26 protein-coding genes are annotated in these 26,816 nt (G+C 31.9%); 9 read left to right on the top strand and 17 right to left on the bottom strand.

Features of this window, described 5'->3' with window-relative positions:
• Window positions 1–136: 136 nt before the first annotated feature.
• A complete protein-coding gene (locus ABID96_RS06250; RefSeq protein ID WP_192601290.1) occupies window positions 137–676 on the top strand; it encodes a YkyB family protein in 540 nt (179 codons plus the stop codon).
• Window positions 677–773: 97 nt separating this feature from the next.
• Here ABID96_RS06250 and ABID96_RS06245 read toward each other — a convergent pair whose 3' ends face one another.
• On the bottom strand, window positions 774–1,679 hold the full coding sequence (locus ABID96_RS06245) for a chemotaxis protein (RefSeq protein WP_192601289.1): 906 nt from the start codon (window positions 1,677–1,679) through the stop codon (window positions 774–776).
• Between the two features lie 325 nt (window positions 1,680–2,004).
• On the opposite strand from ABID96_RS06245, the gene ABID96_RS06240 reads away from it, so the two are divergent.
• Together ABID96_RS06240 and ABID96_RS06235 are read left to right on the top strand one after the other, a co-directional pair.
• Complete coding sequence (locus ABID96_RS06240) at window positions 2,005–2,256, top strand: phage holin (RefSeq protein ID WP_192601288.1); 252 nt, start codon at window positions 2,005–2,007, stop codon at window positions 2,254–2,256.
• A 628-nt stretch (window positions 2,257–2,884) separates the two neighbouring features.
• Window positions 2,885–4,165 (top strand): DUF3967 domain-containing protein, encoded by a 1,281-nt coding sequence (locus tag ABID96_RS06235; RefSeq protein ID WP_192601287.1) that lies wholly within the window; start codon window positions 2,885–2,887, stop codon window positions 4,163–4,165.
• Window positions 4,166–4,251: 86 nt separating this feature from the next.
• On the opposite strand, the gene ABID96_RS06230 is transcribed toward ABID96_RS06235, so the two are convergent.
• Window positions 4,252–5,562 (bottom strand): ATP-binding protein, encoded by a 1,311-nt coding sequence (locus tag ABID96_RS06230; RefSeq protein WP_192601286.1) that lies wholly within the window; start codon window positions 5,560–5,562, stop codon window positions 4,252–4,254.
• A gap of 166 nt (window positions 5,563–5,728) precedes the next feature.
• Entirely contained in the window at window positions 5,729–6,673 is a 945-nt protein-coding gene (gene corA / locus ABID96_RS06225) for a magnesium/cobalt transporter CorA (RefSeq protein ID WP_192601285.1), read from the bottom strand.
• 156 nt (window positions 6,674–6,829) lie between these two features.
• On the opposite strand from corA, the gene ABID96_RS06220 reads away from it, so the two are divergent.
• Entirely contained in the window at window positions 6,830–7,987 is a 1,158-nt protein-coding gene (locus ABID96_RS06220) for an aminotransferase A (protein ID WP_192601284.1), read from the top strand.
• Window positions 7,988–8,294: 307 nt separating this feature from the next.
• Here the strand turns inward: ABID96_RS06220 and ABID96_RS06215 are convergent, their stop codons facing one another.
• A complete protein-coding gene (locus ABID96_RS06215; protein ID WP_192601283.1) occupies window positions 8,295–8,744 on the bottom strand; it encodes an RDD family protein in 450 nt (149 codons plus the stop codon).
• Between the two features lie 23 nt (window positions 8,745–8,767).
• Complete coding sequence (locus tag ABID96_RS06210; protein WP_192601282.1) at window positions 8,768–9,658, bottom strand: NAD(P)-dependent oxidoreductase; 891 nt, start codon at window positions 9,656–9,658, stop codon at window positions 8,768–8,770.
• Window positions 9,659–9,921: 263 nt separating this feature from the next.
• On the opposite strand from ABID96_RS06210, the gene ABID96_RS06205 reads away from it, so the two are divergent.
• The gene (locus ABID96_RS06205; protein ID WP_377896749.1) at window positions 9,922–10,536 is read left to right on the top strand and encodes a nitroreductase family protein; all 615 of its coding nucleotides are present in this window, start codon (window positions 9,922–9,924) and stop codon (window positions 10,534–10,536) included.
• A 122-nt stretch (window positions 10,537–10,658) separates the two neighbouring features.
• On the opposite strand, the gene ptsP is transcribed toward ABID96_RS06205, so the two are convergent.
• The 4 genes from ptsP to glcT form a co-directional block, all read right to left on the bottom strand.
• Window positions 10,659–12,368 carry a phosphoenolpyruvate--protein phosphotransferase gene (ptsP, locus tag ABID96_RS06200; RefSeq protein ID WP_192601280.1) on the bottom strand — a complete coding sequence of 570 codons (1,710 nt, stop codon included), beginning with the start codon at window positions 12,366–12,368 and terminating at the stop codon, window positions 10,659–10,661.
• A complete protein-coding gene (locus tag ABID96_RS06195; RefSeq protein WP_088000142.1) occupies window positions 12,368–12,631 on the bottom strand; it encodes a phosphocarrier protein HPr in 264 nt (87 codons plus the stop codon). Before ABID96_RS06195 ends, ptsP begins: the two co-directional genes overlap by 1 nt.
• A 133-nt stretch (window positions 12,632–12,764) precedes the next feature.
• Entirely contained in the window at window positions 12,765–14,810 is a 2,046-nt protein-coding gene (gene ptsG / locus ABID96_RS06190) for a glucose-specific PTS transporter subunit IIBC (RefSeq protein WP_192601279.1), read from the bottom strand.
• A gap of 225 nt (window positions 14,811–15,035) precedes the next feature.
• Entirely contained in the window at window positions 15,036–15,887 is an 852-nt protein-coding gene (gene glcT, locus ABID96_RS06185; RefSeq protein WP_192601278.1) for a glucose PTS transporter transcription antiterminator GlcT, read from the bottom strand.
• Window positions 15,888–16,076: 189 nt separating this feature from the next.
• On the opposite strand from glcT, the gene ABID96_RS06180 reads away from it, so the two are divergent.
• Window positions 16,077–16,859 carry an HAD family hydrolase gene (locus ABID96_RS06180; protein WP_192601277.1) on the top strand — a complete coding sequence of 261 codons (783 nt, stop codon included), beginning with the start codon at window positions 16,077–16,079 and terminating at the stop codon, window positions 16,857–16,859.
• Between the two features lie 40 nt (window positions 16,860–16,899).
• Here the strand turns inward: ABID96_RS06180 and ABID96_RS06175 are convergent, their stop codons facing one another.
• From ABID96_RS06175 to ABID96_RS06150, 6 genes are all read right to left on the bottom strand, one after another.
• A complete protein-coding gene (locus ABID96_RS06175) occupies window positions 16,900–17,634 on the bottom strand; it encodes a GntR family transcriptional regulator (protein ID WP_192601276.1) in 735 nt (244 codons plus the stop codon).
• Window positions 17,634–18,347 (bottom strand): glucosamine-6-phosphate deaminase, encoded by a 714-nt coding sequence (gene nagB / locus ABID96_RS06170; protein WP_192601275.1) that lies wholly within the window; start codon window positions 18,345–18,347, stop codon window positions 17,634–17,636. The genes ABID96_RS06175 and nagB overlap by 1 nt, the downstream gene beginning before the upstream one ends.
• On the bottom strand, window positions 18,348–19,481 hold the full coding sequence (nagA, locus tag ABID96_RS06165) for an N-acetylglucosamine-6-phosphate deacetylase (RefSeq protein WP_192601274.1): 1,134 nt from the start codon (window positions 19,479–19,481) through the stop codon (window positions 18,348–18,350).
• Window positions 19,482–19,891: 410 nt separating this feature from the next.
• Window positions 19,892–20,776: a ComEC/Rec2 family competence protein gene (locus ABID96_RS06160; RefSeq protein WP_192601273.1), complete on the bottom strand. Its 885-nt coding sequence runs from the start codon at window positions 20,774–20,776 to the stop codon at window positions 19,892–19,894.
• Between the two features lie 120 nt (window positions 20,777–20,896).
• A complete protein-coding gene (locus ABID96_RS06155; RefSeq protein WP_192601272.1) occupies window positions 20,897–21,724 on the bottom strand; it encodes an HAD family hydrolase in 828 nt (275 codons plus the stop codon).
• 10 nt (window positions 21,725–21,734) lie between these two features.
• Window positions 21,735–22,472 (bottom strand): hypothetical protein, encoded by a 738-nt coding sequence (locus ABID96_RS06150; RefSeq protein WP_192601271.1) that lies wholly within the window; start codon window positions 22,470–22,472, stop codon window positions 21,735–21,737.
• 520 nt (window positions 22,473–22,992) lie between these two features.
• On the opposite strand from ABID96_RS06150, the gene deoD reads away from it, so the two are divergent.
• Window positions 22,993–23,700: a purine-nucleoside phosphorylase gene (gene deoD / locus ABID96_RS06145; protein WP_088000133.1), complete on the top strand. Its 708-nt coding sequence runs from the start codon at window positions 22,993–22,995 to the stop codon at window positions 23,698–23,700.
• A 142-nt stretch (window positions 23,701–23,842) separates the two neighbouring features.
• On the top strand, window positions 23,843–24,256 hold the full coding sequence (locus ABID96_RS06140) for a disulfide oxidoreductase (RefSeq protein WP_088000132.1): 414 nt from the start codon (window positions 23,843–23,845) through the stop codon (window positions 24,254–24,256).
• Between the two features lie 68 nt (window positions 24,257–24,324).
• Here ABID96_RS06140 and ABID96_RS06135 read toward each other — a convergent pair whose 3' ends face one another.
• Window positions 24,325–25,173 (bottom strand): DUF72 domain-containing protein, encoded by an 849-nt coding sequence (locus ABID96_RS06135; protein WP_192601270.1) that lies wholly within the window; start codon window positions 25,171–25,173, stop codon window positions 24,325–24,327.
• 126 nt (window positions 25,174–25,299) lie between these two features.
• On the opposite strand from ABID96_RS06135, the gene ABID96_RS06130 reads away from it, so the two are divergent.
• On the top strand, window positions 25,300–26,523 hold the full coding sequence (locus tag ABID96_RS06130) for a two-component system sensor histidine kinase NtrB (protein ID WP_192601269.1): 1,224 nt from the start codon (window positions 25,300–25,302) through the stop codon (window positions 26,521–26,523).
• A gap of 125 nt (window positions 26,524–26,648) precedes the next feature.
• Here the strand turns inward: ABID96_RS06130 and ABID96_RS06125 are convergent, their stop codons facing one another.
• A complete protein-coding gene (locus ABID96_RS06125) occupies window positions 26,649–26,786 on the bottom strand; it encodes a YvrJ family protein (protein ID WP_192601268.1) in 138 nt (45 codons plus the stop codon).
• Between the last annotated feature and the right edge of the window lie 30 nt (window positions 26,787–26,816).

The following is a 26,816-nucleotide window of genomic DNA, read 5'->3' as shown; positions in this document are numbered from 1 at the left end:
AAAATGCTAATCGTTTCGAATACTGTTACGGTTAGCTTTATTTTTATTCATCAAAACATTTCTTGATAAATTTTGAAAAAATCTAATCTAAGGATATAATATAAACATATTTATTAATTGGAGGTTATACAGAAGCATGAAACCGAAAGATCCAAGCCTGAATAAACCAGTTTATTCAAATGAAGAAATATTTCAGGCAATATTTGTTGTAAATAAGCATGCTAAGACTGCTTTAGATCCTAGTGAACTTTATTCATTAAAAAGACAAGCTATACTTAAGCTGATTGAAAAAGGGATTGCTAAGAAAGTAGGATTGCATTTTTCAAATAACCCCAGGTCAAGTAAACAACAATCTGATGTATTAATTGCATGTGGAGATTTTTTCTTTCATATCCCACCTTTAAAAGAAGATTTTAAACTTCTTCCACACTTAGGCGTATTAGAAAATTCACATCGAAACCCAAAAGTATCTATGTCTTTAAGCTATGCTAAAAAAATTCTGCATCATTACTTAGGCATCGTAAAGGTTAAAACGAATAGCGATTTGAAGATTGGATATAACCATCGAAGAAATAACCCCGGGCAACAATTCAGACCTTCAGCATTTTTAAGTAATTCGACGTTTACATTTCCAAGTGAACCAATACGTAAAAACAAAGGCAAACTTGATAAGTAATAAGCTTTGATTACCTAGTAACAAATGAAATAAATATATCAAATGGGAATCCAATATATACCTAATTTATAGGTTCTATATTGATTCCCATTTTTATTTATAGGATATATTTATCAATTAATTGAACAAGTTCTCCTATTTCAGGTTTACTTACTTGCGCTGTTGCACCTACTTGATCACCTTTATGTTTTAAGCTATCTGTAATTAGTGAAGAGAAAATGATAATTGGTAACTCACTTAAAACTTTATCTTCTCTAATTTTTCTTGTTAAGTGATGTCCATCCATTTGAGGCATCTCGATATCAGTAATGATTAACTTAACAAAATCAGTTAATTTCTTACCACTGTTAATATTACTTGAAATATCTTCAAATAGATCTTTACCATTTTCAAAGAATAATGTATTTACGTAACCAGCTTCTTTTAAAGTGTCTTTAATTAAAGTTCGTAATAAAGGTGAATCTTCAGCTATATAAATAGGCTTCTTAGATACTTCTCTTTGTTCTAAATGATTTAATTTTTTCTTTGAAATAGCAGTTTCTTCATTTATTTCAACTACCATTTTCTCGAAATCTAATAAAAGAATCATTTCACCTTTATGTTTTACAACTCCAGTAATTTGCGTTTCTAAACCTTGATACATTTCATTTGGCTTTTCAATTTGAGCCCATGAAATACGGTGAATTTGAGAAACAGTATGAACATGAAATACCATTTTCGTTTTATTAAACTCTGTAACGATATACTTATCATACGCTGGCTCATTTGATGGAGGAAAACCAATCGCATCCGCTACATTAATAACCGGTAATACTTCTCCTCTTAACTCAATAATCCCCTCAACATTTGGATGAGATCTTGGCACTGGTGTAATTGGTAATGGATTAATGATTTCACGTACTTTTATTACATTAATCCCAAATTTACTTTGGCCAATTGTAAATTCTACGATTTCTAATTCATTTGTACCGCTGTCCATTAAAATTCCATGATTTTGTTCCATGACAGTTAACCTTCCCTTTACTTGAATTTATTTATAAATACTAGTGCAAATTGAATTTTATAATATAAACCATTCATCCTAACAATTCCATTTGAAAATAGTAAATACAATTTATAGATACTATTCACTTAAATAATCGGTTTATTTTGGTACTTTTTTAATAGAATTATAAATAAAAGTTTGATAGATTCTTTACTCATCTTGATTAATAATGACTAAATCACTTCTACCTCAATTGGAATTCCTACCTATTTGATATAAATGAATGATATTTTTTCACCAATTGTACAAGCCTTACATAAGGTAGTAATAGGAGGTGATGAATATGTTTGAAAATAATGATATGGAAGATATTTTACGATATCTTGCTGGTTTCCTAGTTTCACTTCAATTACTATTAAAGTCATTTGGTTTTGAATTTTTTAACAATGAGCAAATTGATGCAGTCGTTAATGTAGCGTCCTTTTTATTTATTTTGTACTTTGGTGCTAAACATAATTATCTTGGGAAAAAAGGACAAGCTCAAAAAGCTTTATTACAGAAAGCTGGATTAGAAAAATCCAAGAAGACAAAATAGGCTTTCATTCTTTTTAAAAAGAGGCTGTCTCATATGTCAATTTGACATGAGGCCGCCTTTTTATTAAGTCACATATTAATTTCAAACAATTTATTTTATAAAATATAATTTCGTTGATTTCCACTACAGGCTGCTCGCTTTCCGTGGGGCGTGAGCTTGAGCCTCCTCGGCAAGCCTCCGGAGTCTCAACCTTCCCGCTATTCCCACAGGAGTCGAACAGCCTTCCGTTTCAATCTCATTCTTTATCTTAAGTGCACTCATAAAATACTGTCTAAATAGCAAGTCTTAAAAAGGCAATATCGTGTTAAATTGTTCAGGTACCTCGTGTTCGAACTTTTTTATTTTCACCCACGAAGAGAACCCAAATACTTTCAACTATCTTTTTTTATTTAGCATGCCAGATTTCTCTTTAAAAATAAGAATAATTTTCATGTCATCCTTCTATTGAACGTAGTATTTTTTAATTTTCATTCTAATATTCTCTTTTTTTCACCATTTACTGATTCAAATTTTAAGAAACGTTAATACTTTGTTAAAGATTGTAGAATTATTTTAAAACGGATTAGTAGGAAAATTTTGACTGTTTATTGAATCTTCTTAAAACACATCTTTTTCAGGAGGATTACAAATGTCAGGAATTTTAACTAGTAAGGACATTGCTAAAAAACTAAAAATTGGTAAATCTCTAGTGAGAGATATTAGTAAACAATTAGAAAAAGAAGCTTATCAGTTTACTAAAAATCAGAATACACGTATGTACTCAGAACAAGACGTCACACTGATCCAATTAGTGCTAGAGAATTATAGCAAACATCAAAATCTTCCTTTGGCCGTACAAAATTGTTTAGAAAATCACATACAAAATGCAGAATCAATGGATGAAGTAGGTCATTCAACTCAGCTATCTATTGAAGGCCTTGATCACATCGAAACAGCATCAAATAATATTGATCTTTCTGGGCAAATTGAGGAATCCTCATATACAAATGAAGTAGTTAGCATGACTGAGGCTTCTTTAAACAATAATGAATCCACTAATTCAATAGACCATTCCTTACATAATATCAAGGTAGAAGCTGATCAAAACTTGGATCATCTAAAAATTGTTAAAAGAAATGATCAACTTGAAGAATCATCAAACATTCATGACACCGCTGTTCAAAACGAGGTTCAATCGACTCGTTTTGAATCCACTGATCAATTCGACCTACCTCCTAATCATGGTGATCTGGCTACAGATTTAGTAGCTTCTAAAACTTGCGAAGATGTAGCTGAGCAAATTGTTTCGGCTTCTTCAATCAATGAAGAAGTTGTTCATCAAATGTCTTCGAATAATCTAGTTGAACAAGACGATCTTCACCAGGAACAACTACATAATTCAATTGAACAATTAGATATAACTAGTAAGTACGATACTAATCATAATGAAACGGTCGATCAATCGTTTCATGCTGCAATGAACAAGACGGAATTAGAACAAAATGATGTACAAGCAAATTCGCATAAATTAGTTGAATTACATGCAGCACCTGACTCTAATCAAATTATGTTTGAAGAATTCATGTCCCAAATATCAAATTTAGCCAATCAAAATGAGTTAATTTTGCAGCAAAATCAAACGTTAATTCAACAAAATCTCTTGAAGGATCAAAAGCTGGAAAAGATACTGCATTCTGTAGAAGAAAAAAGCGAAGAACTTCAAGAACTGGCATCGGTTATTGAAGAAAAAGATGAAAAACTTGAACAAATGTTTGAGGAGATACAAGTAAGAGAAGTTAGCCGTGATGCACAATTAATGAGAATGATTAGAGAAATGCAAGAAACTAAAAAAATGGTAGCTGCTTCGAAAGAAAAAGATTGGAAAAGCTCTTTAAAATCCTTTTTTATAAAACCAAAAGTAATTAAATAAACAAAAAAAGAGAAGGATTTCCTACTCTCAGGCTCGTAATCTAAATTTCGTACTTAGTTTACACACTGAGAGAAGAATTTCCTTCTCTATAATTCCTCAGTATTTTCTTCTTCCATATGATAGGCTGGTAATAAAATATGTACTTCTGTACCTTTTCCTTCTTCACTTAAATATTCTATTGTACCTTTATGTGCTTCTATGATACTGAAGGTTACCATTAAGCCTAGACCTGTTCCTTTTTCTTTTAATGAGTAAAATGGTTGTCCTAGTCGATCTAATTGGCCTCTCGACATTCCAACTCCATTGTCTTTCACTACAATCCGGATATATTCACGATCTCTCACTTTTTCTATGTTTGCTTCAATTTTAATATATCCTTTTGTTTCCTTTATTGCTTCTACACCATTTTTTAATATATTAATAATGGCTTGCTTAATCTTTGCTCTATCACCAATCGTAAACATTTTTTCTGTCACATTCACTTGTAGAAATGCACCTTGTAGTGAAGCATATGTCGACATTAAGGTTGTCACTTCATTTAGCTGCTCAGTCATGTTTATAATTTTTTTCTCTTCGATTTGTGGTCTTGCAAGATTTAAATAATCGGAAATAATATTTTCTGCTCGGTCTAATTCTGTTAAGACAAGCTTCATATATTCCCTATTTGTGCCACTCTCTTGATTTTCAATTAATTGTATAAACCCTCTTACAACTGTTAATGGGTTTCGAACCTCATGTGCTACACTTGCCGCAAGTTCGCTTACCATATTTAATTTCTCAGATTTTTGCATTTGAACTCGAATTTCTGCGTTTTCAAATAAAAACTCTCTTAAATACACATGGAATAACATCGTAATCGTTAAAACTGTAAAAAATATACAAACTGAAAGGATTGTTTGTTCAGATTGATATTCTTTTACCCCATTTAACGTAGCTTCATAGTACAACAAACATATAATACAGATTGCATATAAAATAGGCATTAGTATACTTAAAGCAAATTTTTTACGTCTTGAAAAACTAACCCATTGTGGAGATACAATCAATGGTAAAATACATGAAATGAGTTCAAACGGAAAGCATTTCAATACTGAGATATCATATAGCAAGTACATGAATAATGGTTTAGCAAATATAACGATGATTCCAATTACTCTACCACCATATAAAATAGCTGAGTACATTAATAAAATACTAAATGTGATTGCCATACTATCACTTATTTGAATTGGATAGAGTAAACAAATAAAAATATTTAAAAGGGATAATAATCCAACTAGTAATCTATTTTGTTTCGGACTTGTATTGTGATATCTACTTAACCAAAACATTTCATATAAAAAGACCGGAATGATAATGATTGCAAATTGTATTAATAAATCTTTTAATTGCAGCATGTTCCGTGACCCCCATAAGCCTTCTTTCAACAAATTATATCATAGTTATTTAATCTTCTAATTATTAATACAAATAATTCAAAAAAAGATTTCTACATAGAATGCCACATTCCTACAAAGTATCCTAAAATATATGAAAAGTCGCCAAGTATCCCCACTCGGCGACTTAAAACCAACCTTTTCTTTTAAAAAATATGTACATTAGTAGAGTCACAAATCCCATAATCACTAATACAAATAAATATCCATATTTCCAAGTCAGTTCAGGCATATAATGGAAATTCATTCCGTATAAACCTACAATAAAAGTTAATGGTAAGAAGAATGAAGAAATGATTGTAAGAGTCTTCATAATTCCATTCATTTTTTCTGAACTTAGTGAAAAATAGCTTTCACGAATATCGGATGCTAAATCACGATTTGCTTCAATCATATCAGATAATTTCATTAAATGATCATGGATATCTTCAAAATAAATACGATGTTCTGAGATATCTTTAAAACGGTTTGAGTTTAAAATTCGGTATAATAAGTCTCTTGTTGGTAGAATTGTTCTTCTTAGTTTGGATAAATCTGTTCGAATATCATATAAACGTTCAACTGCATTATGTACTTGTTTTTTCATTTGATCGACTTCTAAATCGGCTAATTCATCTTCTAACCGATACATTAGAGGGAAATAACTATCTACTAATTCATCAATTATTCGATGTGTTAAATGTAATGGACTTTTTGTGGCTCTGCGATCTGTATGTACACTTTCTAAAACTTGAGAAATGATTGGGCTTCGATGCATATGAAATGTGACAACAAAATGATCACTAACAAATATGTCAATTTCAGTTTCTTCCAAGTCTAACTTTTGTAACTCATGTAAGATTAAAAAATGATATCCTTCATAATAATCTAGCTTTGGTCTTTGAACATACTCCAAGCAATCTTCAATTGCCAGTTGATGAAATTTAAATTCAGTTGTTAGTAATTGAATCTCTTCCTGGGTTGGCTCGTTCATATCCACCCAAAACCATGTATATTTTGAAGATTTAGCTTCTTCTAGTGAAATATTTCTTTCTATTACTTTATTTTTATTCATCCCAATAATTTGTAGCATTTGTAAGCACCTTCTTTTAACGAATCAATCAAACAACATAATTACTTAAACAGACATACTTTTAAACATTATATGGTAAAATGAAGGAAATTTCATTGATATTATCAATCGCATAATTTATTTTAATATAAAACAATATGAGTAGAGGGATTTAATATGAAAAGTTTTATTAACGATAATGTAAAGCAAATACAAATCTCTGGTATTAGAAAATTTGCCCAACAAATTGAAAAATATGAAAATGTCATTGCATTAACATTAGGACAGCCAGATTTTCAAACACCTGAGCCAATCAAACAAGCAGCAATTAAAGCCATTTCTTCTAATCAAACAGTTTACACACCTAACGCTGGTCTACCTGTACTTAGAGAAGCAGCTTCTAATTATGTTAAGCAAAAATATGGGCTAACATACGATTCATCCAGCGAAGTAATCGTAACTGTAGGGGCAAGTCAAGCTCTTGATGTTGCATTTCGTACGATTTTAACCGAGGGCTGTGAAGTTATTTTACCAGCTCCAATATACCCTGGTTATGCACCAATTATTACGACTTGTGGCGCAAAACCAGTATTTGTTGACACTTCAAATCATGGGTTTAAAATTACACCTGAACTTTTAGAACAATATATTAATAAAAATACTAGATGTATCGTTCTACCTTACCCAAATAACCCAACAGGTGTAACGTTAACAAAGGAAGAACTTGAAAATTTAGCAACCTATCTTTCTAAAAAAGAAATTTTCATTCTATCTGATGAAATTTATAGTGAACTGACATTTGATTCAGTACATCTATCAATTGCTAGTTTTCCTGGAATGCGAGATAAAACGATCGTTATAAATGGATTGAGTAAATCTCACTCTATGACCGGCTGGAGAATTGGATTCTTATTCGCACCTTCTTATTTAGCACAAGAAATATTAAAAGTTCATCAATATAATGTATCATGCGCTACATCAATCTCTCAATTTGCAGCAATTAGTGCATTAACAGAGTGTATTGATTCCCCTATTGAAATGGCAAAGGAATATCAAAATAGAAGAGATTATATGTTAGATCGATTACAACAAATGGGGTTACCTTGTATTAAGCCTGGTGGTGCATTTTATTTATTTCCATCAATTAAGGAATTTAATATTCCTTCCATGGAATTTGCACTAAAACTAGTAGAACAGCAAAATTTAGCTGTCATTCCTGGGGAAGCATTCTCTGAATATGGTGATTCATTTATTCGCTTGTCATATGCATATTCAATGGAACAATTAAAACTAGCATGTGATCGTTTAGAGGCATTTATAACAACTTTAAGATAGTGTTTCACTAAATATCAATAGTTTGATTAGGGGCTCACATAAGTCAATTTGACTATGAGAGCCCCTTTTAAAATAATAGTATGCGTTAATTTCCACTTCAGGATGCTCGCTTTCCGTGAGGCGTTAGCTGATCCTCCTCGGCAGGCCTGCGGGGACTTTAGTCTTCCCTCATCTCCTTTATGTGTTATTATCAGACACTAAGAGACCTTTTTAATACAAGCGCATTTATATAAAAGCAAAAAAAGAGGAACAAACCATAAACGAATTGTTCCTCTTTGTTCTTAATTTAGTTATATTTTGGTACACTTTATTTAGTTTGAATGACACTAGTTTTAAATAACAAGTCTTGGATTGTTTTATGGTCTCTTCTAAATAACATTAAATACACATTTACAAGTAATGGTATACCTAAAAATGCCACTGAGAACGTAAAGATAAAAATGAAACGAAGTAAAAATGTCCCAATATTTGTTTCTTCATAATTATCTTTTATCATTTTTATGCCCAAGAATCTTTGTCCGAATGTCATTCCTTTATTAAACTTTGGTATGATCACTAACAATACGATCAGTAACATCATAATAATGAAAATATCAATTGTTGAATTTCCTGAAGTAGCGTTAAATCTATTTAAAATATTGGCCGGTTTCATTGTAATTAATGCGATAATGATTCCATATAAGATAGAGACAATAAATGTATCTAAAATAAACGCACTTAATCTTTGATAAAACTTTGCCAGTTGAAAATTCTTCACTTGTAAACCTCAATTCGTAAAAATTATTGAACGTGATGTGATGGGTCGTATAGCATATACAATGCCTGAGTTCCTTTTTCATCAAGCCCTTTTTTAGAAAGTTCTTCATAGCAACTTTTAGCAAGTAAAAGTCCTGGAAGATTCAATTTCATTTTTTCTGCTTCATCAATTGCGATCCCCATATCTTTTATAAAATGTTTAATATAAAAGCCTGGTTCAAAATCCCCTTTTAATACGCGTGGTGCTAAATTACTTAAAGACCAGCTTCCTGCTGCACCTGTAGAAATACTACTTAATACTTTTTCTCCATCTAACCCAGCAGCTTTTGAATAGGCTAGTGCTTCACATACTCCAAGCATACCTGAAGCAATCGCGATTTGATTACACATCTTAACATGTTGTCCACTTCCAGACTTACCTTGGTATACAATATTTTGACCAAGCACATTGAAAATGTGAAGCATTTCATCAAAGGTTGCTTTTTCACCACCAACCATGATCGCTAATTTAGCTTCTCTTGCCCCTAAATCCCCACCAGATACTGGAGCATCCAATGACTTCATTCCTCGTGTAATCGCTTCTTCTTCAATTTTTTTAGCTAATGTAGGTGTTGAAGTTGTAAAGTCGATTAACGTCGTTCCTGGCTTCGCTGATTGAATAAAACCATTTTCTCCAAAAACAACTTCTTCCAAATCTGCAGGGTAACCGACCATCGTACAAATAACATCACAGTTAGGAGCTAATTCTTTAGGCGTTTCGTGCCACATAGCACCTAATTCTATTAATTCCATTGCCTTTTCTTTTGTTCGATTATAAATATGTAAAGTAGCTCCAGCATTGATTAAATGTTTTGCCATACTTTTCCCCATTACACCAATTCCAATAAAGCCTATATGAAGATCATTTAGTTTCATTTCATATCTCTCCTTTTTCTATTCCTCTCATAAAACTAACATAAATTTTGTGAATACAAAAGCTGAAACACTTTAAAGTTGTCATCATTTTACAAAACCATTTCATGTTAAACTTTACATTAAAAAATAAAACTGTTTGTGCTTCAAATATAATTTCTAGAGTAATTCAGAGCGTATTTGTTGACTCTAATATTGTTAGTCTCTATATTAAATAAAGTACATTTTAATACAACATACATAATGAATTTTGGAGGATACCTTACATGAAAAATGAGCAATTCTTTGATATGATTCAAGAACGTAATTCCACTCGTGCATTCGATGGAACAACAGAAATTAGCAAGAGTGAAATAACAGAGCTACTAAATGCTGGAATGAAAGCACCATCTGCTTGGAATTTACAACATTGGAAATTCGTGGTATTCCACGGAGAAGAAGCGCAAGGTAAATTACTACCTGTTGCATACCACCAAAATCAAATTAAAGATGCGTCATGTGTCATTGCAGTATTAGCAGATACAGAATCAGCAAAAAATGTTGATCCAGTTTTTGATCCAGCTGTTAAAGCAGGATATATGTCACAGGAAGCGAAAGATAAGTTAAAAGCAAATGTTATAGGCGCATACTCTACCGAGCAACGTAATCGTGAACAAGGCATTCTTAACTCATCATTAGCAGGTATGCAATTAATTCTTGCTGCTACTGCAAAAGGATGGAATACATGTGCAATCGGTGGATTTAACGAGCAAGCATTTAAAGATAATTTCCTAACTGATACTCGTTATATCCCAACAATGTTAATCGCAATCGGTAAAGAAAAAGTAGCTGGTCATCCAACGTCTCGATTCTCAGCAGAAGAAATGTCAATTTGGATTTAATTTAATTTAGTTTAATAATGAAAGGATTCTGTTCAAACAGAGTCCTTTTTGATTATTAGAAAATCAGCAAATTATTTAAAACATGCAAACAAAAAACAACAGGCTTCCCTGTTGTTTTTTAATTAAATTTCATTTACTAATTTGACAACTTCTTCTGCTGTTGACATTGATAATGCTTTTTCAGCTAATTTCTCCATGTCAGCTTTTGATAATTTTGCCATTTGGCTACGAGCTGGAAGAATTGAAGTTGCACTCATTGAGAATTCGTGCAAGCCAAGTCCAACTAATAATGGAATTGCAAGAGCGTCTCCTGCCATCTCTCCACACATTCCTGCCCATTTTCCTTCTTTGTTAGCAGCATCAATTACCATTTTAACTAATCTTAAAATAGATGGATTATATGGTTGATATAAGTATGAAACTTGTTCGTTCATACGGTCTGCAGCCATTGTGTATTGGATTAAATCGTTTGTTCCGATACTAAAGAAGTCTACTTCTTTAGCAAATACATCAGCTAATACAGCAGATGCAGGAATTTCTACCATCATACCAATTTCAATTGTCTCAGAAACTTTTACATTTTCAGCGACAAGCTTTTCTTTTTCTTCAATTAAAACAGCTTTTGCTGCTCTAAACTCATCAAGAGTTGCGATCATTGGGAACATGATTTTTAAGTTTCCATAAATACTTGCACGTAATAATGCACGTAATTGTGTACGGAAAATCTCTTTTTGATCTAAGCATAAACGAATAGCACGATATCCAAGGAATGGATTCATTTCTTTTGGTAAGTGTAAGTAAGATAATTCCTTATCTCCACCGATATCTAATGTACGAACAACTACCGGTTTCTCACCCATACTTTCAAGAACTGTTTTATACGATTCGAACTGTTCTTCTTCGGTCGGGAAATTGTCTCGTCCCATATAAAGGAACTCGGTACGATATAAACCTACACCTTCACCACCGTTATTGATTACACCTTCAACATCGTTTGGTGTACCAATATTAGCAACTAGTTCTACATGATGTCCATCTTTTGTTACAGTTGGTTCGTTTTTCAATTTAGCCCATTCTTGCTTTTGAAGTTCGAATTTCTCTTTTTTCGCCTTATATTCAGCAAGTTCTTCTTCAGAAGGGTCAACGATCACGTGACCGTCTAAACCGTCAACGATTACCATTACACCATTTTCAATTTTGCTTGTTACTTCCTTTGTACCCACAACAGCAGGTATTTCAAGTGAACGAGCCATAATTGCAGAATGTGAAGTACGTCCACCGATATCAGTTGTAAAACCTAAAGCGTATTTGCGGTTTAATTGTGCTGTATCAGATGGTGTTAAATCTTCAGCGATAATAATGACTTCATCAGTAATATTCGCAGGGTTCGAAATTGTAACGCCAAGAATATGTGCCATTACACGTTTCGTTACGTCACGAATATCAGCTGCGCGTTCCTTCATATATTCATTGTCCATGCTTTCAAACATTTGAACAAACATAGAAGCTACTTCATTCATTGCATATTCTGCATTAACATTTTCAGACTTAATTTTGTCTTTTACTGGGTTAACAAGTTCTGGGTCATTTAATACAAGGATGTGAGCAGAAAAAATTGCCGCTTTATCTTCACCAAGTTCAGCATTCGCATGATCACGAATTTTCTCTAATTCGGTATTAGAAATTTGAATTGCATGATCAAGACGAGAAATTTCAGCATCAACATCTGAAATTTGCTTCTTCGTGATATTTAATTCAGGATTTTCTAAGCGAAATGCTTTAGCAATCGCAATACCACTAGAAGCTGCGATTCCACTAATATGTAAAGACATTACTCGCCTAGGCCTTCTTTTTTCATTGTTTCTTCGATTGCAGCTAAAGCTTGATCAGCGTCGTCACCGTTTGCAGTAATTTTGATTTCAGTACCTTGTTGAATTCCTAAAGACATTACACCCATGATTGACTTTAAATTAACTGTTTTGCCATTGTACTCAAGATTGATATCTGAGTTAAATTTACCTGCAACATTTACTAATAATGTAGCTGGACGTGCATGAATTCCTGAATCTGCTGTTACTTTAAACGTTTTTTCCATTATATTTATCTCCTTTGTGATACATTTTACATTTTTGGTATAGACATTTGGCCTACTAAGAATATTTTATTAAAAGGGGTGCATAGTGTCAACTATACACCCCCTTTCAATTTGTTAACATTTTTCGATAATTTTACTTAATTTTGATGATCCCAACTTCACCTTTACCTTGCTTACCTGATTTTTCAATGACAACTTCTTGTCCTTCAGATAAATTCGTAAATACAATAGGAGTGATCGTTGATGGTGCATTCTCACGAATAAAGTGTAAATCAACTTTTACTAATTGTTGACCTTTCGTAACTTTATCCCCTTGTGCAACAAGTACTTCGAATCCTTCACCATTTAATTTTACAGTATCGATACCAATGTGAATTAAGATTTCTTTTCCACCTTTTGAAAGAATACCAATCGCATGTTTAGTCGGGAATACATTTACAATTTCACCATCTACAGGAGAAACAACAGTACCTTCTGAAGGAATAATTGCAAAACCATCACCCATCATTTTTCCAGAAAATACCTGATCTGGTACTTCTGTAATTGGAATGATTTCTCCTTCAATTGGATTAATAATTTCTTCATCAGTAGATGGATTATTTGTTACTACTTTATTTTCTTCTTTCGTCACAACAGGTCTTTTCCCTGTCATAATATCTTTAATTTGTGTTTTTAATGTATCTGATTTAGGTCCAAAGATTGCTTGAATATTGTTTCCAACTTCAAGTACCCCTGCAGCACCTAATGCTTTCAGTCGATCTTTATTTACTTCATCTTTTGCATTTACTTGAACACGTAAACGAGTAATACATGCATCTAATGAAGAGATATTATCTTTTCCACCTAAAGCTTGTAAAATTTCATATGGTAATTCATTTACAGGTGTATCATTTGTTGATTCTTCTGCTATAGCATCTTCACGACCTGGCGTTCTTAAATTCCATTTTCTGATTGCAAAACGGAAACCAAAGTAGTAAATAACTGCTAAAACTAAACCAACGATGATTACCCACCACCATTCAGTTCTATTAGGTAGAACACCGAATAATAAGTAATCGATTAATCCACCAGAGAAAGTCATCCCGATTTTCACATCTAAAATTTGCATGATCATAAATGATAGACCAGCAAAAATCGCATGAATTCCAAATAATACTGGTGCAACAAATAAGAATGAGAACTCAATTGGTTCTGTAATACCAGTTAAGAATGATGTTAATGCTGCTGATGCTAAAATACCACCAGCGATTTTTTTATTTTCTGGTTTTGCTTCATGATACATTGCTAAAGCTGCTGCTGGTAAACCGAACATCATGAATGGGAATTTACCTACCATGAATGTACCAGCAGTTAAATCTACACCGTCTTTTAATTGAGCGAAGAAGATTTTTTGATCTCCGTGTACCACTAGACCTGCTTTATCAGTGTATGAACCAAACTCGAACCAGAATGGAGCATAGAAAATATGATGTAAACCAAATGGAATTAATGAACGTTCAATTACACCAAAAATGAATGCAGATAATGTTAAGTTCGCATCAATCATATTGTGAGAGAATGTGTTCAGACCATGTTGAATTGGTGGCCAAATGAAACACATTAAAATACCAAGTAAAACTGAAAATGCTGCAGTTGCAATTGGTACAAAACGCTTTCCAGCAAAGAATCCTAAGTAAGAAGGCAAATCAATTTCAAAGTATTTGTTATATGCCCATGCAGCAAGAATACCGACAATAATACCACCGAAAACACCCGTTTGTAATGTAGGAATACCTAATACAAATGCATAAGATGGATCATCAAATTTTGCAATATTTAAAGCTTTGTCTAAAACAATGTATTGTCCAACGTCTTTGAAAACGCTCATTGTTTTATTCATAATTAAGAAACCAACAATAGCAGCTAAACCTGCTACACCTTCACCACCAGCAAGTCCTACAGCAACCCCTACTGCAAATAATAGCGAAAGATTTCCGAAAATAATGTCACCTGATTGTTCCATAACTCTTGCAACTAATTGGAACCATGATGCATCTAAAAATGGTAAATACTTTAATGTTTGTGGATTTTGAAATGCATTACCAAATGCAAGTAATAATCCGGCAGCTGGCAGAATTGCAACTGGTAACATTAATGCTTTACCAACTTTTTGTAAAACGCCAAAGATTTTCTTAAACATTGTTATCCTCCTTTTATCCAAAACAAAAAGGCATGAGATAGAAAAGTGATTGAAACCTAATCAGGATATATTTTCCCCTACCCAGATTAATTCATTCACATATTTTCTACTCATGCCTGATCGAATCAGTAACACGTATTAATGTGTACTTTATTCAGTTATTTGTTATGATTTCGCTTTCATTATATCTACGTCTAAAAAAAAAAACAAGCATAAAGTACTAATTTATTTTTTTATTTTACTTTGAACAAGTCTTTCTAAGTGTATTGTTAAATAAATTACTTCTGCTTCACTAGCTTTTTTGTTTAAAGAACTTTCAATTGATTTTAGTATTTTCCATGCTAAATCATAGCATACCGGATATTCCTTTTTAAGAATTATGGCAAGAGCTGGCGATTCATCTGAAGATTGACCATGTGATATACGATCAATTAGAAATCGTAAATGACGTACTAATCTAGAATAATGAATACTATTTCGATCAATTTCAATTTTTAAATATTCTTCTATATATTTAACTAATTCTTTAATGATCAGTGAAAACTTATTTACATCCGATACGATTTCTTTAGATAAATTACTTACAATATGCAGTGTAACAAATCCAACTTCTTCGATTGGCAAATTGATATCTATTTCATTATTAATTAATTCAATTACTTCTTCGGCAATTTTAAAATATTCAGGATACATCGCTTTTGTTTCTTGTAGGAATGGATTTTCAACAATATAGCCTTCACGAATTCTTTTAATCGCATATATTAAATGGTCTGTTAATCCAATGTGAATTTGCTCGTTTAACGAACTTCCTGTCTTCTCTGCTATGATATAAATAGCTTGTTGCAATGTACCAGCTAACTTTTCATCCATAATGCCAATTAAAGATTTATACTGTTTTTGTTTCTGCTCATCTTTTAAGACAAACATTTTCTCAACTACACCATCTAATATTTGATCGCCTTTTGCTTTATTAAAACCAATGCCCTTACCTAAAAGGATCACCTCTGGGTGGTCTGAATTTTTAGCAATAAGAACGTTATTATTTAAAACTTTTTTAATCGTATAGAACTCCGACATTTCTCTATACCACCCCCATTTTAAAAATTAGCTTTATTATCATAACACAATATTAGAAAAATAGTTTAAAGAAATATTGAAGTTAAAAGAATAATTTTTATACAAAAAATATTCAAATGTTTTGCATCTTTAATATAGTAGGATAGAATATAAAAGTAAAAAATTATAACAAGTAGGTGTAAAAAAACAATGATTAAATTATTTGTAAGTGATTTAGACGGTACAATGTTCCACCATGGAAAACTCTTTGAACACGATGTTGAGGCATTAAAAGAGCTTGTAAATCAAGGTGTAATTCTTTGTTTTGCATCTGGTCGATTAGATTATGAAATCGTCGAGATTATGGAAAGATTAGAAGGTAATTTCCATAGAATTAGTATGAATGGAACTTATATTTATTCAAACGATGGTGAGGCATTATTAGATGCTACTTTCCATCCAACAGTTGTCAGCAAAATATATGACATGATATCTTCGAATAAATTTTTAACATATGTTGCTGATAACACTACATATTATATCGAAGAAAAAACGGATCTTGTTCATGAAATTGAGAAAAATTCAAGCATGAAAGCTGTTGAATTAAAAACATTAAAAGAAGATTTAGGTAATAGTATTACGCCTAAAAAATATGTAGTCATTGGTGAAGATGATGATCTACTTGAATTACAAGCTGAACTACAAAAAGAACTTCCAGAATATATAACTTCATTTATTTCAGCAAAAAATTGTTTAGATATTGTTCCAGCAAATGTAAGTAAGGGTTCTGCAATTCAAATTTTAATTGATAAATTGGACATTAAACCAGAAGAAATTGCTTGTATCGGTGACTCTTATAATGATATTTCAATGTTTGAATTAACACCAAATAGCTTTGCAATGGAAAATGCTGATGATGCTGTAAAAAAACACGCTGCTTATGTTGTTCCTTCTGTTTCTGAAGCTGTTAAAATAGCAAGTCAAATGCAATAAACATAACGAAAAAGGGTGCTGTTAAAAGCACCCCTTTTTATTATGTTCGCTCGATATCAATCGTAAATCGATAGCGGTCTGCACGATAAATACAACTAACATATTCTAATGGTATGTCGCCATTGATATACGTAATTTGATGCAGTTCTAATGCAGGCGAATCTTCTGTTACTTCTAAAACACTCGCATCACTTTCTGACATTAACGAAGCTTTAATCCATTTTGTCGCTTTTTCAATTGAATAACCAAGTGAAACTTCAAAATATTCATATAAAGAATGATTAAGCACCTGCTCATCAATTCTATTCACTAAATTTTTTGGTATATACGTGGTTTCAATCGCAATTGGTTGATCATTTGCTAGGCGACATCGCTCTATCTTAAAAACTTCAGAACCAATATCAATTGATAAAACTTCGGCTAAATACTCATCAGCTTCCATAGTTGAAAAACCTAATAATTGATTTGTTGGTGTTAAGCCAATTGAAGATATATCTTCTGAAAAACTTTTTAAAAACTTTAAAGATTCCTCTACCTCAATACCATCCTTAACAGATACAAATGTTCCAATTCCGCGTTTTCGACTGATTAATGATTCTTTAACTAGATTATTTAAAGCCTGCCTAATCGTCATCCTGCTAACATTTAGCATCTCACTTAATGCTTGCTCAGATGGAATGCGTTCACCAGGTAACCATTCCCCTGAGTTAATTTTATTTTTTAGAAACTCTTGTATCTGAAAGTAAATCGGTAGTGGAGAATTTTTATCTAACATCATTTATTTTCGCAAAGTGAGTATGCTTCTTCATCAACTACAATTGTTACATTGCTATGTTTTTGAAGTGCAGTTGCTGGACAACCAATATCTTCTTTCCCATGAAGCATCTCTTTTACTGCCTTTGCTTTTTTTATACCAGAAGCAATTAAGATAACTTCTTTAGCACGAAGAATTGATCCTATTCCCATCGTTACCGCATGTGTAGGCACATCTTCTTCATTTTCAAAATAAATTTTATTAGCATTTCGAGTAGATTCTGTCAGTTCAACGATATGTGTTGGCGTATTAAAAGGCGTACCTGGTTCATTAAAACCAATGTGACCATTCTCACCTAATCCTAATAACTGTAGGTCAACTGGATGTTTTTCAAGTAACTCTTCATATTCTTTACATGCCTCATCAAGGTCTTTTACATTTCCATCTGGTAAATGGTTCTCTTTAAAATGTAAGTGATTAAAAAGTTGCTCAGCCATATATGTGTGGTAGCTCGTTTGATCATCTTCTGCTAATCCTACATACTCATCAAGGTTTACTGTCATTACGTGTGATACATTTGGTTTGTGTTGACGGAATAAGTCATAAATCCCAAGAGGTGATCCTCCAGTTGCCAATCCTAATGTAAATTCCTGTTTACCCTCAAAAGATTTTACTATTTTTTCATATGCAACTTTCGCAATTTCTTCTGCATTCTTTACTACGATTACGTTCATTTATTTCACCTCATCCATAGATTTACCAAGTCTGGTTGTATCAATTACATAATATTTTGTCGTCATTTGAACAAAATCCGCATCTTTTCCTACCTCTAATGCGCCTTTGTTGACTAATCCAAATTCCTCAGCTTGATTTACCGATGTCATCTGAACTGCTTCTTCAGGGGTACAGCCTGTAAATTTCATTATATTTCTAAATGCATCATCCATTTTTAAAATACTGCCTGCTAAAGTACCGTCGGCTAATCTTGCACTTTTTTCCTTTACAAATACCGGCTGACCACCTAATTCATACTCACCATCAGCTAAACCCTTTGCTCTCATCGCATCGGTGATGACACTAATTTTTTTCGCACCTTTTAAACGGTAAGCAAGTTTAACCATATCCGGATGAATATGAATTCCATCTGGAATAACTTCTACCATAACCTGATCATCAAGTAAAACATGACCAACTGTACCGACTTCACGGTGATGCATTGGTCTCATTTGGTTGTATAAATGTGTTGCGTGGGTAATTTTTCTATCTGCAAAATCTGCCCCAATAGCATCAGAATGCCCGACTGTTCCAATAACACCTGTTTTTTGAAGTTCTTGTTCTAACTCTTTTGCTCCTGCTACTTCAGGTGCATAAGTAACTAATTTAATGAGTCCACCTGCAGTGTCTTGCCACTTTTTAAATAAATCCACATCAGGATTTACAATATACTCAAGGGGTTGCGCCCCTGCTCTTTTCTTATTTACGAAAGGCCCCTCTAAGTGTATATATTCAAAGTGACCACCAAGTTCTTTTGCTTCTTTTAAAGCACTTAAAGCATTTTTGATATTTGAGTGAGATTGAGTCATCGTTGTTGGAAAAAAGGTCGTAACTCCTTCTTTCATCATTTCTTTACTCATCTTTAAGATTGAACTAGGATTTGCATCCATAGCATCTACATCATAAGCACCATGGATGTGAATATCAATCATACCTGGAATTACGATTGTTCCAGTTCCATCGACTATTTCTTCATCTTGCTCCACGAATTTTTCCATTCGATCGATACAAATTATTTTCTCCTCGTAACGAATAAATCCATTTTCAATTACTTCTTTACCAGTATAAATTTTCACATTAATAATTGACTTCAAATCATTTCCTCCTCCTTATACGAGGGATCTACATCATCGTTTAATTTAGAAAATAGTGTTTACTTATTCCTAAATCACATTCTGATTCGATATAGTTTGATTGATTACTTTCTTACTTTTTTATTTTATGATATATACACCTAGTTGTCTATACTACCTAACGAGTTTATTATATTGTGAATTTTGTTTATCTTTAATAGAACGACTTTATAAATGAAAGTTGATTACAACGGAAGGTGCGAGACTCCTGTGGGAGATGCGGGAAAGTTGAGACCCCGCAGGCTAGCCGAGGAGGCTCAACTCACGCCCCGCGGAAAGGGAGCATCCTGGAGTTGTAATCAACAAACACATTCTAAAAAAGCAACTATAAGGAAATCAGCCAAAAAAAAGAAAAAGTACATATCAAACCACTATGGATTCACTAATACTTCTTCTTTTTCAATATATAATTTTTTTCCATTTGTTGATAATTCAATGTCACCATAATCTACAGTGGCAAATTGTTTAATCCCTAAATGCCTTAATCGTTTCATGACAGATCGGTGAGGATGTCCGAATATGTTGAATTTATCATACGAAAGAATTGCTACAGATGGGTTTACTGCAAATAGAAATGATTCTGACGTTGACGTACGAGAACCATGATGTGGAATTTTTAGTACCTGTGCATCAATATTTTCATTTTTGATTAATCGTTTCTCGGCCTTACTTTCAATATCACCTGTTAATAAAATTGAAATTTCTTCATAAGCCACTTTTAAAACAATTGAACTATCATTATTTGTTCTAGATGGTTTTCCACTATTTAATACAGTCATATCGATATTAGGATCTAACTCTATTTTGTCATTTGTTTTTGCGATTTGTATTGGAATATTTTTTTGAAAAGCTTCCTTCTTATATAGATAATACGAATGTGAATTATACTTTTTTCCACTATCTAAGATCGCTTTAATTTTTATTTGATTCATTACTTTTAACAAGCCACCAATATGGTCAATATCAGGGTGTGTACTGATTAACAAATCAATTCTGTCAATATGTAGTTTTTTCAATTTTTTTATGACTGCATTCCCATGTTCAACATCTCCACCATCAATCAGCACTGTTTTTCCATTAGGTAGATTCATAAAAATACTATCACCTTGACCTACATCAAAAAAATAGACTAGTAAAGGATGAGTAATATATCCATAATTCACTGACCTAGCATCAATTTTTTCTCCACCTAAAAAAGTTGTAAAAAGGACTAATAGACAGAGCAGTAGAGAATATCGTTTCTTTTTCATGTCCATTTCACTTCCTCCTACTATTATTTTCTCTTTGTAAAAACAAAAGTATGTATAATGCTAATAACAATTTATTAAATTTTCCTTGAAACTAAATCAATAAAAACAAAAAAACGCTGCAATCGATCACAGCGTTTTAAATATGTCTTCTAACCGATTAACAACTAATAATGTCTCACTAAATTGCTCAAACGGCTGATTTGAAATATAGATTCCATGCATCCCTAGCTTTAAAGCTGGTGAAATTTCATTCATAAAGTTATCTCCAATCGAAACAACTTCATGTGGCATTACATTATATTCTTTTAAGATATTTTTCAGATGTTTCTCTGTTTCTAATGGTTTTTTCCCATCCGTAATTTCTAAATCAAAAAGATCTGTTAAACCTAGAAGTTTCAGTAATCTTGTAACATCCTCTCGATCCGAATTTGTTAACAACACTAAATGCTTTTCATGTTTAACTGATTGCAAGGCTTCTTTTAAACCTTTTATATAAGGTATAACAAATTCACTTGTAGCCATATATTCTTTTGTTCGATCATAACAATGATACACATCTCTTGCACCGTAATGGTAACTAGTTACAAGTGGTAGCCACCATCCATCACCAACAGGAATAAATGGTAAATTAAAAAGATTTTGTTCATCATAATTTTTCGGTAATTTCTCTCTTGATACTAGTTGTCCGTCCCATGTATGTACTTGAATCGGCTTCATCGTGATTGGATCAAGTGTAATAATATAATCCAATTCTGAATCATATACCTTTCCTATTGTTAATGCATGGTCCATGTCTTTTATTTTTTGATAATCCTTCAGAAAAAGATCCCTTTTATTTTCACTTATTTCTTTTGATAAAAGATTTGCGTAGTAATCATAATGATCTGTTCCATCATATAGGGTTCCATCTAAATCAAATACAAAAACTTTAGAATTGTTAAGTATGTTGTGCATCATTGACTCCTTAATTTACTTTGTCTTTTACATCTATTATATAATGAAAGTACTCTTTTTTATTGTTTAGTTCAAATTCATAAAATAATACATACATCCCTTCTGTCGGGAAGGTTAATTCATATTTTAGCTTAGTCTTTTTAGAAGTGTTTGTTAGAGATTTAAAAAATGAGCCATCTTCACTTACAACATAAATTTGATGATTTTTTAATCTAGGATGATGACTTTTAAACTGATTAAAATGAAAGGTGAGGACATTATTCTTTTTTGTTTGTAACGAGTTAAACAGTAATGTAACATGATATTTTGGTTGTTTCATCGTTAAAATTGAAGTTGGGTATAGCTCTAAATCAACTTCTTTATCGTCTTGAAATATCTTCGAACCAATTGTTTGTTCATTTAAGTAAGCACTAATATAATATGTTGATTTTTTTTTAAAAGGATACTTAAATGCAAAACGATTATTCCCTTTATAAACAGGCTCGATAATTTTATATGTATCAAGATGATCTGAGCTAATATAAAGTTTGATTTTCTCACGCTGTGCTATACTCATTGACTTAGCATAAATTTTTACTTCCTGTGAATCCTTTCCGACACCTAAATCCCATTTTACTTTTTGTACAAGTATTTCACTCGTTTTACTATTACCGTTAGATAAACGACTATTACCTTTCAATAAACTATTACCTAAAATTAAGAAAACTAATATACCTACGCATAAAGTTGCTATATATCTAAATTTCATTTCTTATTCTCCTTTATATATAGAACTAACATATTTTACATATTAGACTTGGACAATTTCATGATTTTTAGGTTGGAAAGTTTTAAAAGTAATCTGATATTTTGTTTTCATAAACCATGCTTTCTTACCAAATAGATTTGTTTTTTCAATTTTGAAGGATGTTTCTAATATGGTTTTGATTGTTCAATCTATCAATTTTATCTTGGTTTCATCTGAACTCGGTTCCCTTTAGAAGTTTCATATTCACTCGCTAAATATGCGCTACTTATTGAAAATCGACTTTTTTTTGTAACCTCTTTCATTATTTTGTTTCTTATGTAATAATAAAACTTTCCCATAAATTATCTAAACTGGATTATTTTGTTTTTCATATATTCTATACTTAATAAGTACTACGTGATCTATCTTTTTTCCTTTAAGTATCAGTTCAATTGAGAATGTTTTTTATTTGAAATGTAAAAACTAAATAAGTGTGAGTGCAGATAGTTTATCTATTTTAGATTTTTTAGGAGGTTTTACAATGAGTGTACATATTGGAGCAGAACAAGGCGCAATAGCCGACAAAATATTATTACCCGGAGATCCTTTACGAGCTAAATATATTGCAGAAACGTTTTTAGAAGACGTTACTTGCTATAATGAAGTTCGTGGAATGCTTGGGTTTACTGGTACATATAAAGGTGAACGAATCTCAGTACAAGGTACTGGAATGGGGATCCCTTCAATTGGTATTTACGTTAACGAGTTAATTAATAGTTACGGCGTAAAAAAATTAATTCGAGTAGGTACGTGCGGTGCAATTCAAAAAGACGTTAAAGTTCGTGACGTTATTATTGCAATGACAACATGTACGGATTCTAATATGAATCGTCTAACATTCCCTGGTTTTGACTATGCACCATGTGCTAGCTTCGATCTGTTAAAGAAGGCATATGATGGTGCAGTAAATCAAGGTTTAAACGTTAGAGTTGGTAATGTATTAACAGCAGATGTTTTCTATAGAGAAAACATGGATATGGTACAAAAATTAGGAGATTATGGTGTATTAGCAGTAGAAATGGAAACGACTGCATTATACACAATTGCTGCCAAATATAATGTTGATGCATTAACGGTATTAACTGTAAGTGACCATATCTTTACTGGTGAAGAAACTTCAGCACAGGAAAGACAAACAACGTTTAATGATATGATCAAAATCGCTTTAGACGCTGCAATCGCTAAATAAAAATGAACAAAAAAAGCCTGGACATGAATTCCAGGTTTTTTTATTCATTTAATGAAGCTTTTATATGTTGTTTTATTCCACATTTTTCATAAACGATTGTACAATGATAGTACTAACAATTTTAATATTAGGAAGGTAGTTTATGAAAAAAAATCAATCAATCTTATTTTTTACTTGGGTTGTGAGTATTATAGCAACACTAGGTAGTTTATCATTTTCAATTATTAATCACTGGACCCCTTGTTCTTTATGTTGGTATCAACGTATTTTCATGTATCCTATTGTTTTTATCATCGGAATTGCGTTTTATAAAAATAAAGTAAGGGACATTGTTTATATCTTGCCATTATCAGTGATAGGTATGTTTATTTCGATTTATCATATCCTAATCCAAAAAGTACCTGCTATGAAAGAATCTGCCACACAATGTGGACCGGTTCCTTGTACTGGTGATTACTTAAATTTATTTGGTTTTATAACGATTCCTATGTTAGCCTTTGTTGCATTCTTACTGATTAACATAAGTGCTATTTATTTATTACGTAAATCAAATTAAACTTAACTTTTGTCTTTGTATTTTTAAATCCAAAAAGTAAAAATCCTATAGAAATTAGCCAATTAAAATTAAAACAATTCAAGCTGCTCGGTTGAGGATGGACCAAATTCAATACCAAGCAGCTTCATTAATTCCTTCGCATTATCAGCTGCATCTCCACCTGAGTTATTATTAAATAGAATACATATTTCTTTCGTATGTTTTGATAAAATTTCCAGTTTATCGACCCACTCACTGAGTTCTTCTCGATTATATCGATATAAATATCTAACCTCACGCCAGTTCTCTTGTCCATTATGATTCCATCCGTGAACATTTCTTCCGTGAAATCGAATTAATGTTAGCTCTTTGTTTGTTGGGTGTAAAACAGTTGGTATACTTCCCATTCCAGATTGAGGTTCATCACAAATTGAATGGATCCACCCCTCTTCACTCATAAAGGATAGTGTTTGGTCAGCATATTGTGGAAAGAACCAAGATTGATTCCTAAATTCCAATATTGCTGGGACAGATGTTAGCTCATTTTTAATTGTTCTTAAAAATTCCACGTTTTCCTTTTTACAATTAAACCAAGGTGGAAATTGAAAGAGGACACCCTTTAGTTTATTGTTTTCAATTAAAGGTTGAATTGAATCAAGAAAAGGCTTTAATAATTTTATTTGTTCTTCCTTTGAATAATTCTGTCTAGCGTGTCCAGTAATTCCACCGTATGCTTTAACGACAAATGAAAAATCAGCCGTTGTATGATTCACCCACTTTTGATAATTTGATTGTGGCATAATACTATAATAGGATGAATCGATCTCTACTATTGGAAAGTGATTGCAGTATTGTCGGAGTTTTTTTGATGAATGGATACGTTCAGGGTACAAACTTTCATGATCGCCCCATCCAGTTACGCCAATTTTAATTTCCATAAACCGCTCCCATAAAACATTTTTTATTATATAATTATTACTAATATCAATAAAAATAAACAGAATTATTTGATATAATTATGTTTAGTATAAACTTATTTTAGTAGAAATAGGAGTATAGTGTAAATGAATACGGACACCGTAAATGATCTAAAAGCTAAAGTTGCTAAATTAGAGGAAAAAGTAAAGATTTATGAAAAGATTATTTCTTCGATTACACCAGGTTCATTTTTTTCAGAAAATTATTTAAATTTAATTAATAAACATTCATTATCATTCAATAGAACTGAATTTCAAGATGAAATTACTACTACCTTTTCTTCATTCATGTTAAAAAATAAAGAAATTCTTCAAACAATCTTTGATGCCATCCCACATCATATTCTATTTATAGATCCCAAGGGCATCATTCAGTTTTATAATGAACAATGTGCCAGAGACTTTAAAGTAAATATTGATGAATACGTAGGTAAACATATAAGAGAATTACTAAGAATTGAAGATAAGGAAATTGCACTTCTTAACACGCTTTATTCAGGAAAAGAAATTTATCATCACGAGATTTTAAATAAAAACTATGGAATCGTGAATACAAGGATTATTCGTGATATGAATAATCAAATTGAAAGTGTTATTGGTATATTTCATTTTTTAAATGATGCTAGAGATTCCGAGAAACTAGCCATTTCTGGTAGAATAGCCGCTGGTATTGCCCATGAGGTACGTAACCCACTTACGACTGTTAGAGGATATCTTCAATTTGTTCAAGATGAAGCACCCGAGAGAATCAAACAATTATTTAATGACCTATTAATCCCTGAATTAGATCGTGCAAACGGCATCATTACAGACTTTTTATCGATCACGAAAAATGCCCCTTATAAGCCTGAACCAGTTTGTTTAAACGATTTTCTCTTAAACTATATAAAACAATTGTTTTTTAGTGAAACGGTCATCAATAATGTTGATATAAGGTATAACCTCTCTGAAGAATTACATAAATATAAAGTTTTCTTTGATAGAAATCAACTTGTTCAAGTCTTTCTTAACCTTTTCCATAATTCATTGGACGCTAAGAAAGACGGAAATCTACTCATTACAATTGAAACTCATGTGATTGATGATGAAATAGTGATTATTTTTAAAGATAATGGTTGTGGTATACCTAGGACTGTTTTACCATTTATATTTGATGCTTTCTATTCTACAAAGGATGAGGGTACTGGACTAGGATTATCACTTACAAAAAAATTAATACAAAATCACGGCGGATTTATAACTGCTGCTAGTAGTTGTAATGGAACAGAATTTACGATTTCTTTACCAATTAATCATGACAATAAAAAATAGCATCTCTTGATGCTATTTTTTTCTTTTTTTATATATGGTCTGTTAAAAAAGATAGTTGAATACCGTAAAGCCTAAATATAAAAAAAACCATTCTGCAACAGCAAAATGGCTAATGTTATTCTTTATTAATGATACATTTGATTTGGTAATTCCTTTATGGATAAAATCACATGATCTAGTTTTTGTTCTATACGATATAGTAAATAAAGTGTAACTCCAATTGGAAATCCAACTTCTTTTATCATACTGATCCAAAGCTCCATTTTTTTCTCCCCCTTTATCTTACATATAAG

This window comes from Gottfriedia sp. OAE603, from assembly GCF_040543965.1.
GTDB classification, from domain to species: domain Bacteria; phylum Bacillota; class Bacilli; order Bacillales; family Bacillaceae_G; genus Gottfriedia; species Gottfriedia solisilvae.
Note: the sequence above shows the minus strand (reverse complement) of the source record. Positions and strands in the feature narration are given on the sequence as shown.

What these genes read in the sequence shown, in the direction of transcription:
- corA (WP_192601285.1), bottom strand. Translation starts at nt 6,673, where the DNA reads ATGCTACAAATTATTGGGATGAATAAAAATAAAGTAATAGAAAGAAAT.
- deoD (WP_088000133.1), top strand. Translation starts at nt 22,993, where the DNA reads ATGAGTGTACATATTGGAGCAGAACAAGGCGCAATAGCCGACAAAATA.
- ABID96_RS06240 (WP_192601288.1), top strand. Translation starts at nt 2,005, where the DNA reads ATGTTTGAAAATAATGATATGGAAGATATTTTACGATATCTTGCTGGT.
- ptsP (WP_192601280.1), bottom strand. Translation starts at nt 12,368, where the DNA reads ATGTCTTTACATATTAGTGGAATCGCAGCTTCTAGTGGTATTGCGATT.
- ABID96_RS06210 (WP_192601282.1), bottom strand. Translation starts at nt 9,658, where the DNA reads ATGAAACTAAATGATCTTCATATAGGCTTTATTGGAATTGGTGTAATG.
- ABID96_RS06160 (WP_192601273.1), bottom strand. Translation starts at nt 20,776, where the DNA reads ATGGACATGAAAAAGAAACGATATTCTCTACTGCTCTGTCTATTAGTC.
- glcT (WP_192601278.1), bottom strand. Translation starts at nt 15,887, where the DNA reads ATGTCGGAGTTCTATACGATTAAAAAAGTTTTAAATAATAACGTTCTT.
- ABID96_RS06245 (WP_192601289.1), bottom strand. Translation starts at nt 1,679, where the DNA reads ATGGAACAAAATCATGGAATTTTAATGGACAGCGGTACAAATGAATTA.
- ABID96_RS06150 (WP_192601271.1), bottom strand. Translation starts at nt 22,472, where the DNA reads ATGAAATTTAGATATATAGCAACTTTATGCGTAGGTATATTAGTTTTC.
- ABID96_RS06175 (WP_192601276.1), bottom strand. Translation starts at nt 17,634, where the DNA reads ATGTTAGATAAAAATTCTCCACTACCGATTTACTTTCAGATACAAGAG.
- ABID96_RS06250 (WP_192601290.1), top strand. Translation starts at nt 137, where the DNA reads ATGAAACCGAAAGATCCAAGCCTGAATAAACCAGTTTATTCAAATGAA.
- ABID96_RS06195 (WP_088000142.1), bottom strand. Translation starts at nt 12,631, where the DNA reads ATGGAAAAAACGTTTAAAGTAACAGCAGATTCAGGAATTCATGCACGT.
- ABID96_RS06130 (WP_192601269.1), top strand. Translation starts at nt 25,300, where the DNA reads ATGAATACGGACACCGTAAATGATCTAAAAGCTAAAGTTGCTAAATTA.
- ABID96_RS06140 (WP_088000132.1), top strand. Translation starts at nt 23,843, where the DNA reads ATGAAAAAAAATCAATCAATCTTATTTTTTACTTGGGTTGTGAGTATT.
- ABID96_RS06235 (WP_192601287.1), top strand. Translation starts at nt 2,885, where the DNA reads ATGTCAGGAATTTTAACTAGTAAGGACATTGCTAAAAAACTAAAAATT.
- nagB (WP_192601275.1), bottom strand. Translation starts at nt 18,347, where the DNA reads ATGAACGTAATCGTAGTAAAGAATGCAGAAGAAATTGCGAAAGTTGCA.
- ABID96_RS06135 (WP_192601270.1), bottom strand. Translation starts at nt 25,173, where the DNA reads ATGGAAATTAAAATTGGCGTAACTGGATGGGGCGATCATGAAAGTTTG.
- ptsG (WP_192601279.1), bottom strand. Translation starts at nt 14,810, where the DNA reads ATGTTTAAGAAAATCTTTGGCGTTTTACAAAAAGTTGGTAAAGCATTA.
- ABID96_RS06180 (WP_192601277.1), top strand. Translation starts at nt 16,077, where the DNA reads ATGATTAAATTATTTGTAAGTGATTTAGACGGTACAATGTTCCACCAT.
- ABID96_RS06125 (WP_192601268.1), bottom strand. Translation starts at nt 26,786, where the DNA reads ATGGAGCTTTGGATCAGTATGATAAAAGAAGTTGGATTTCCAATTGGA.
- ABID96_RS06220 (WP_192601284.1), top strand. Translation starts at nt 6,830, where the DNA reads ATGAAAAGTTTTATTAACGATAATGTAAAGCAAATACAAATCTCTGGT.
- ABID96_RS06230 (WP_192601286.1), bottom strand. Translation starts at nt 5,562, where the DNA reads ATGCTGCAATTAAAAGATTTATTAATACAATTTGCAATCATTATCATT.
- ABID96_RS06155 (WP_192601272.1), bottom strand. Translation starts at nt 21,724, where the DNA reads ATGCACAACATACTTAACAATTCTAAAGTTTTTGTATTTGATTTAGAT.
- ABID96_RS06205 (WP_377896749.1), top strand. Translation starts at nt 9,922, where the DNA reads ATGAAAAATGAGCAATTCTTTGATATGATTCAAGAACGTAATTCCACT.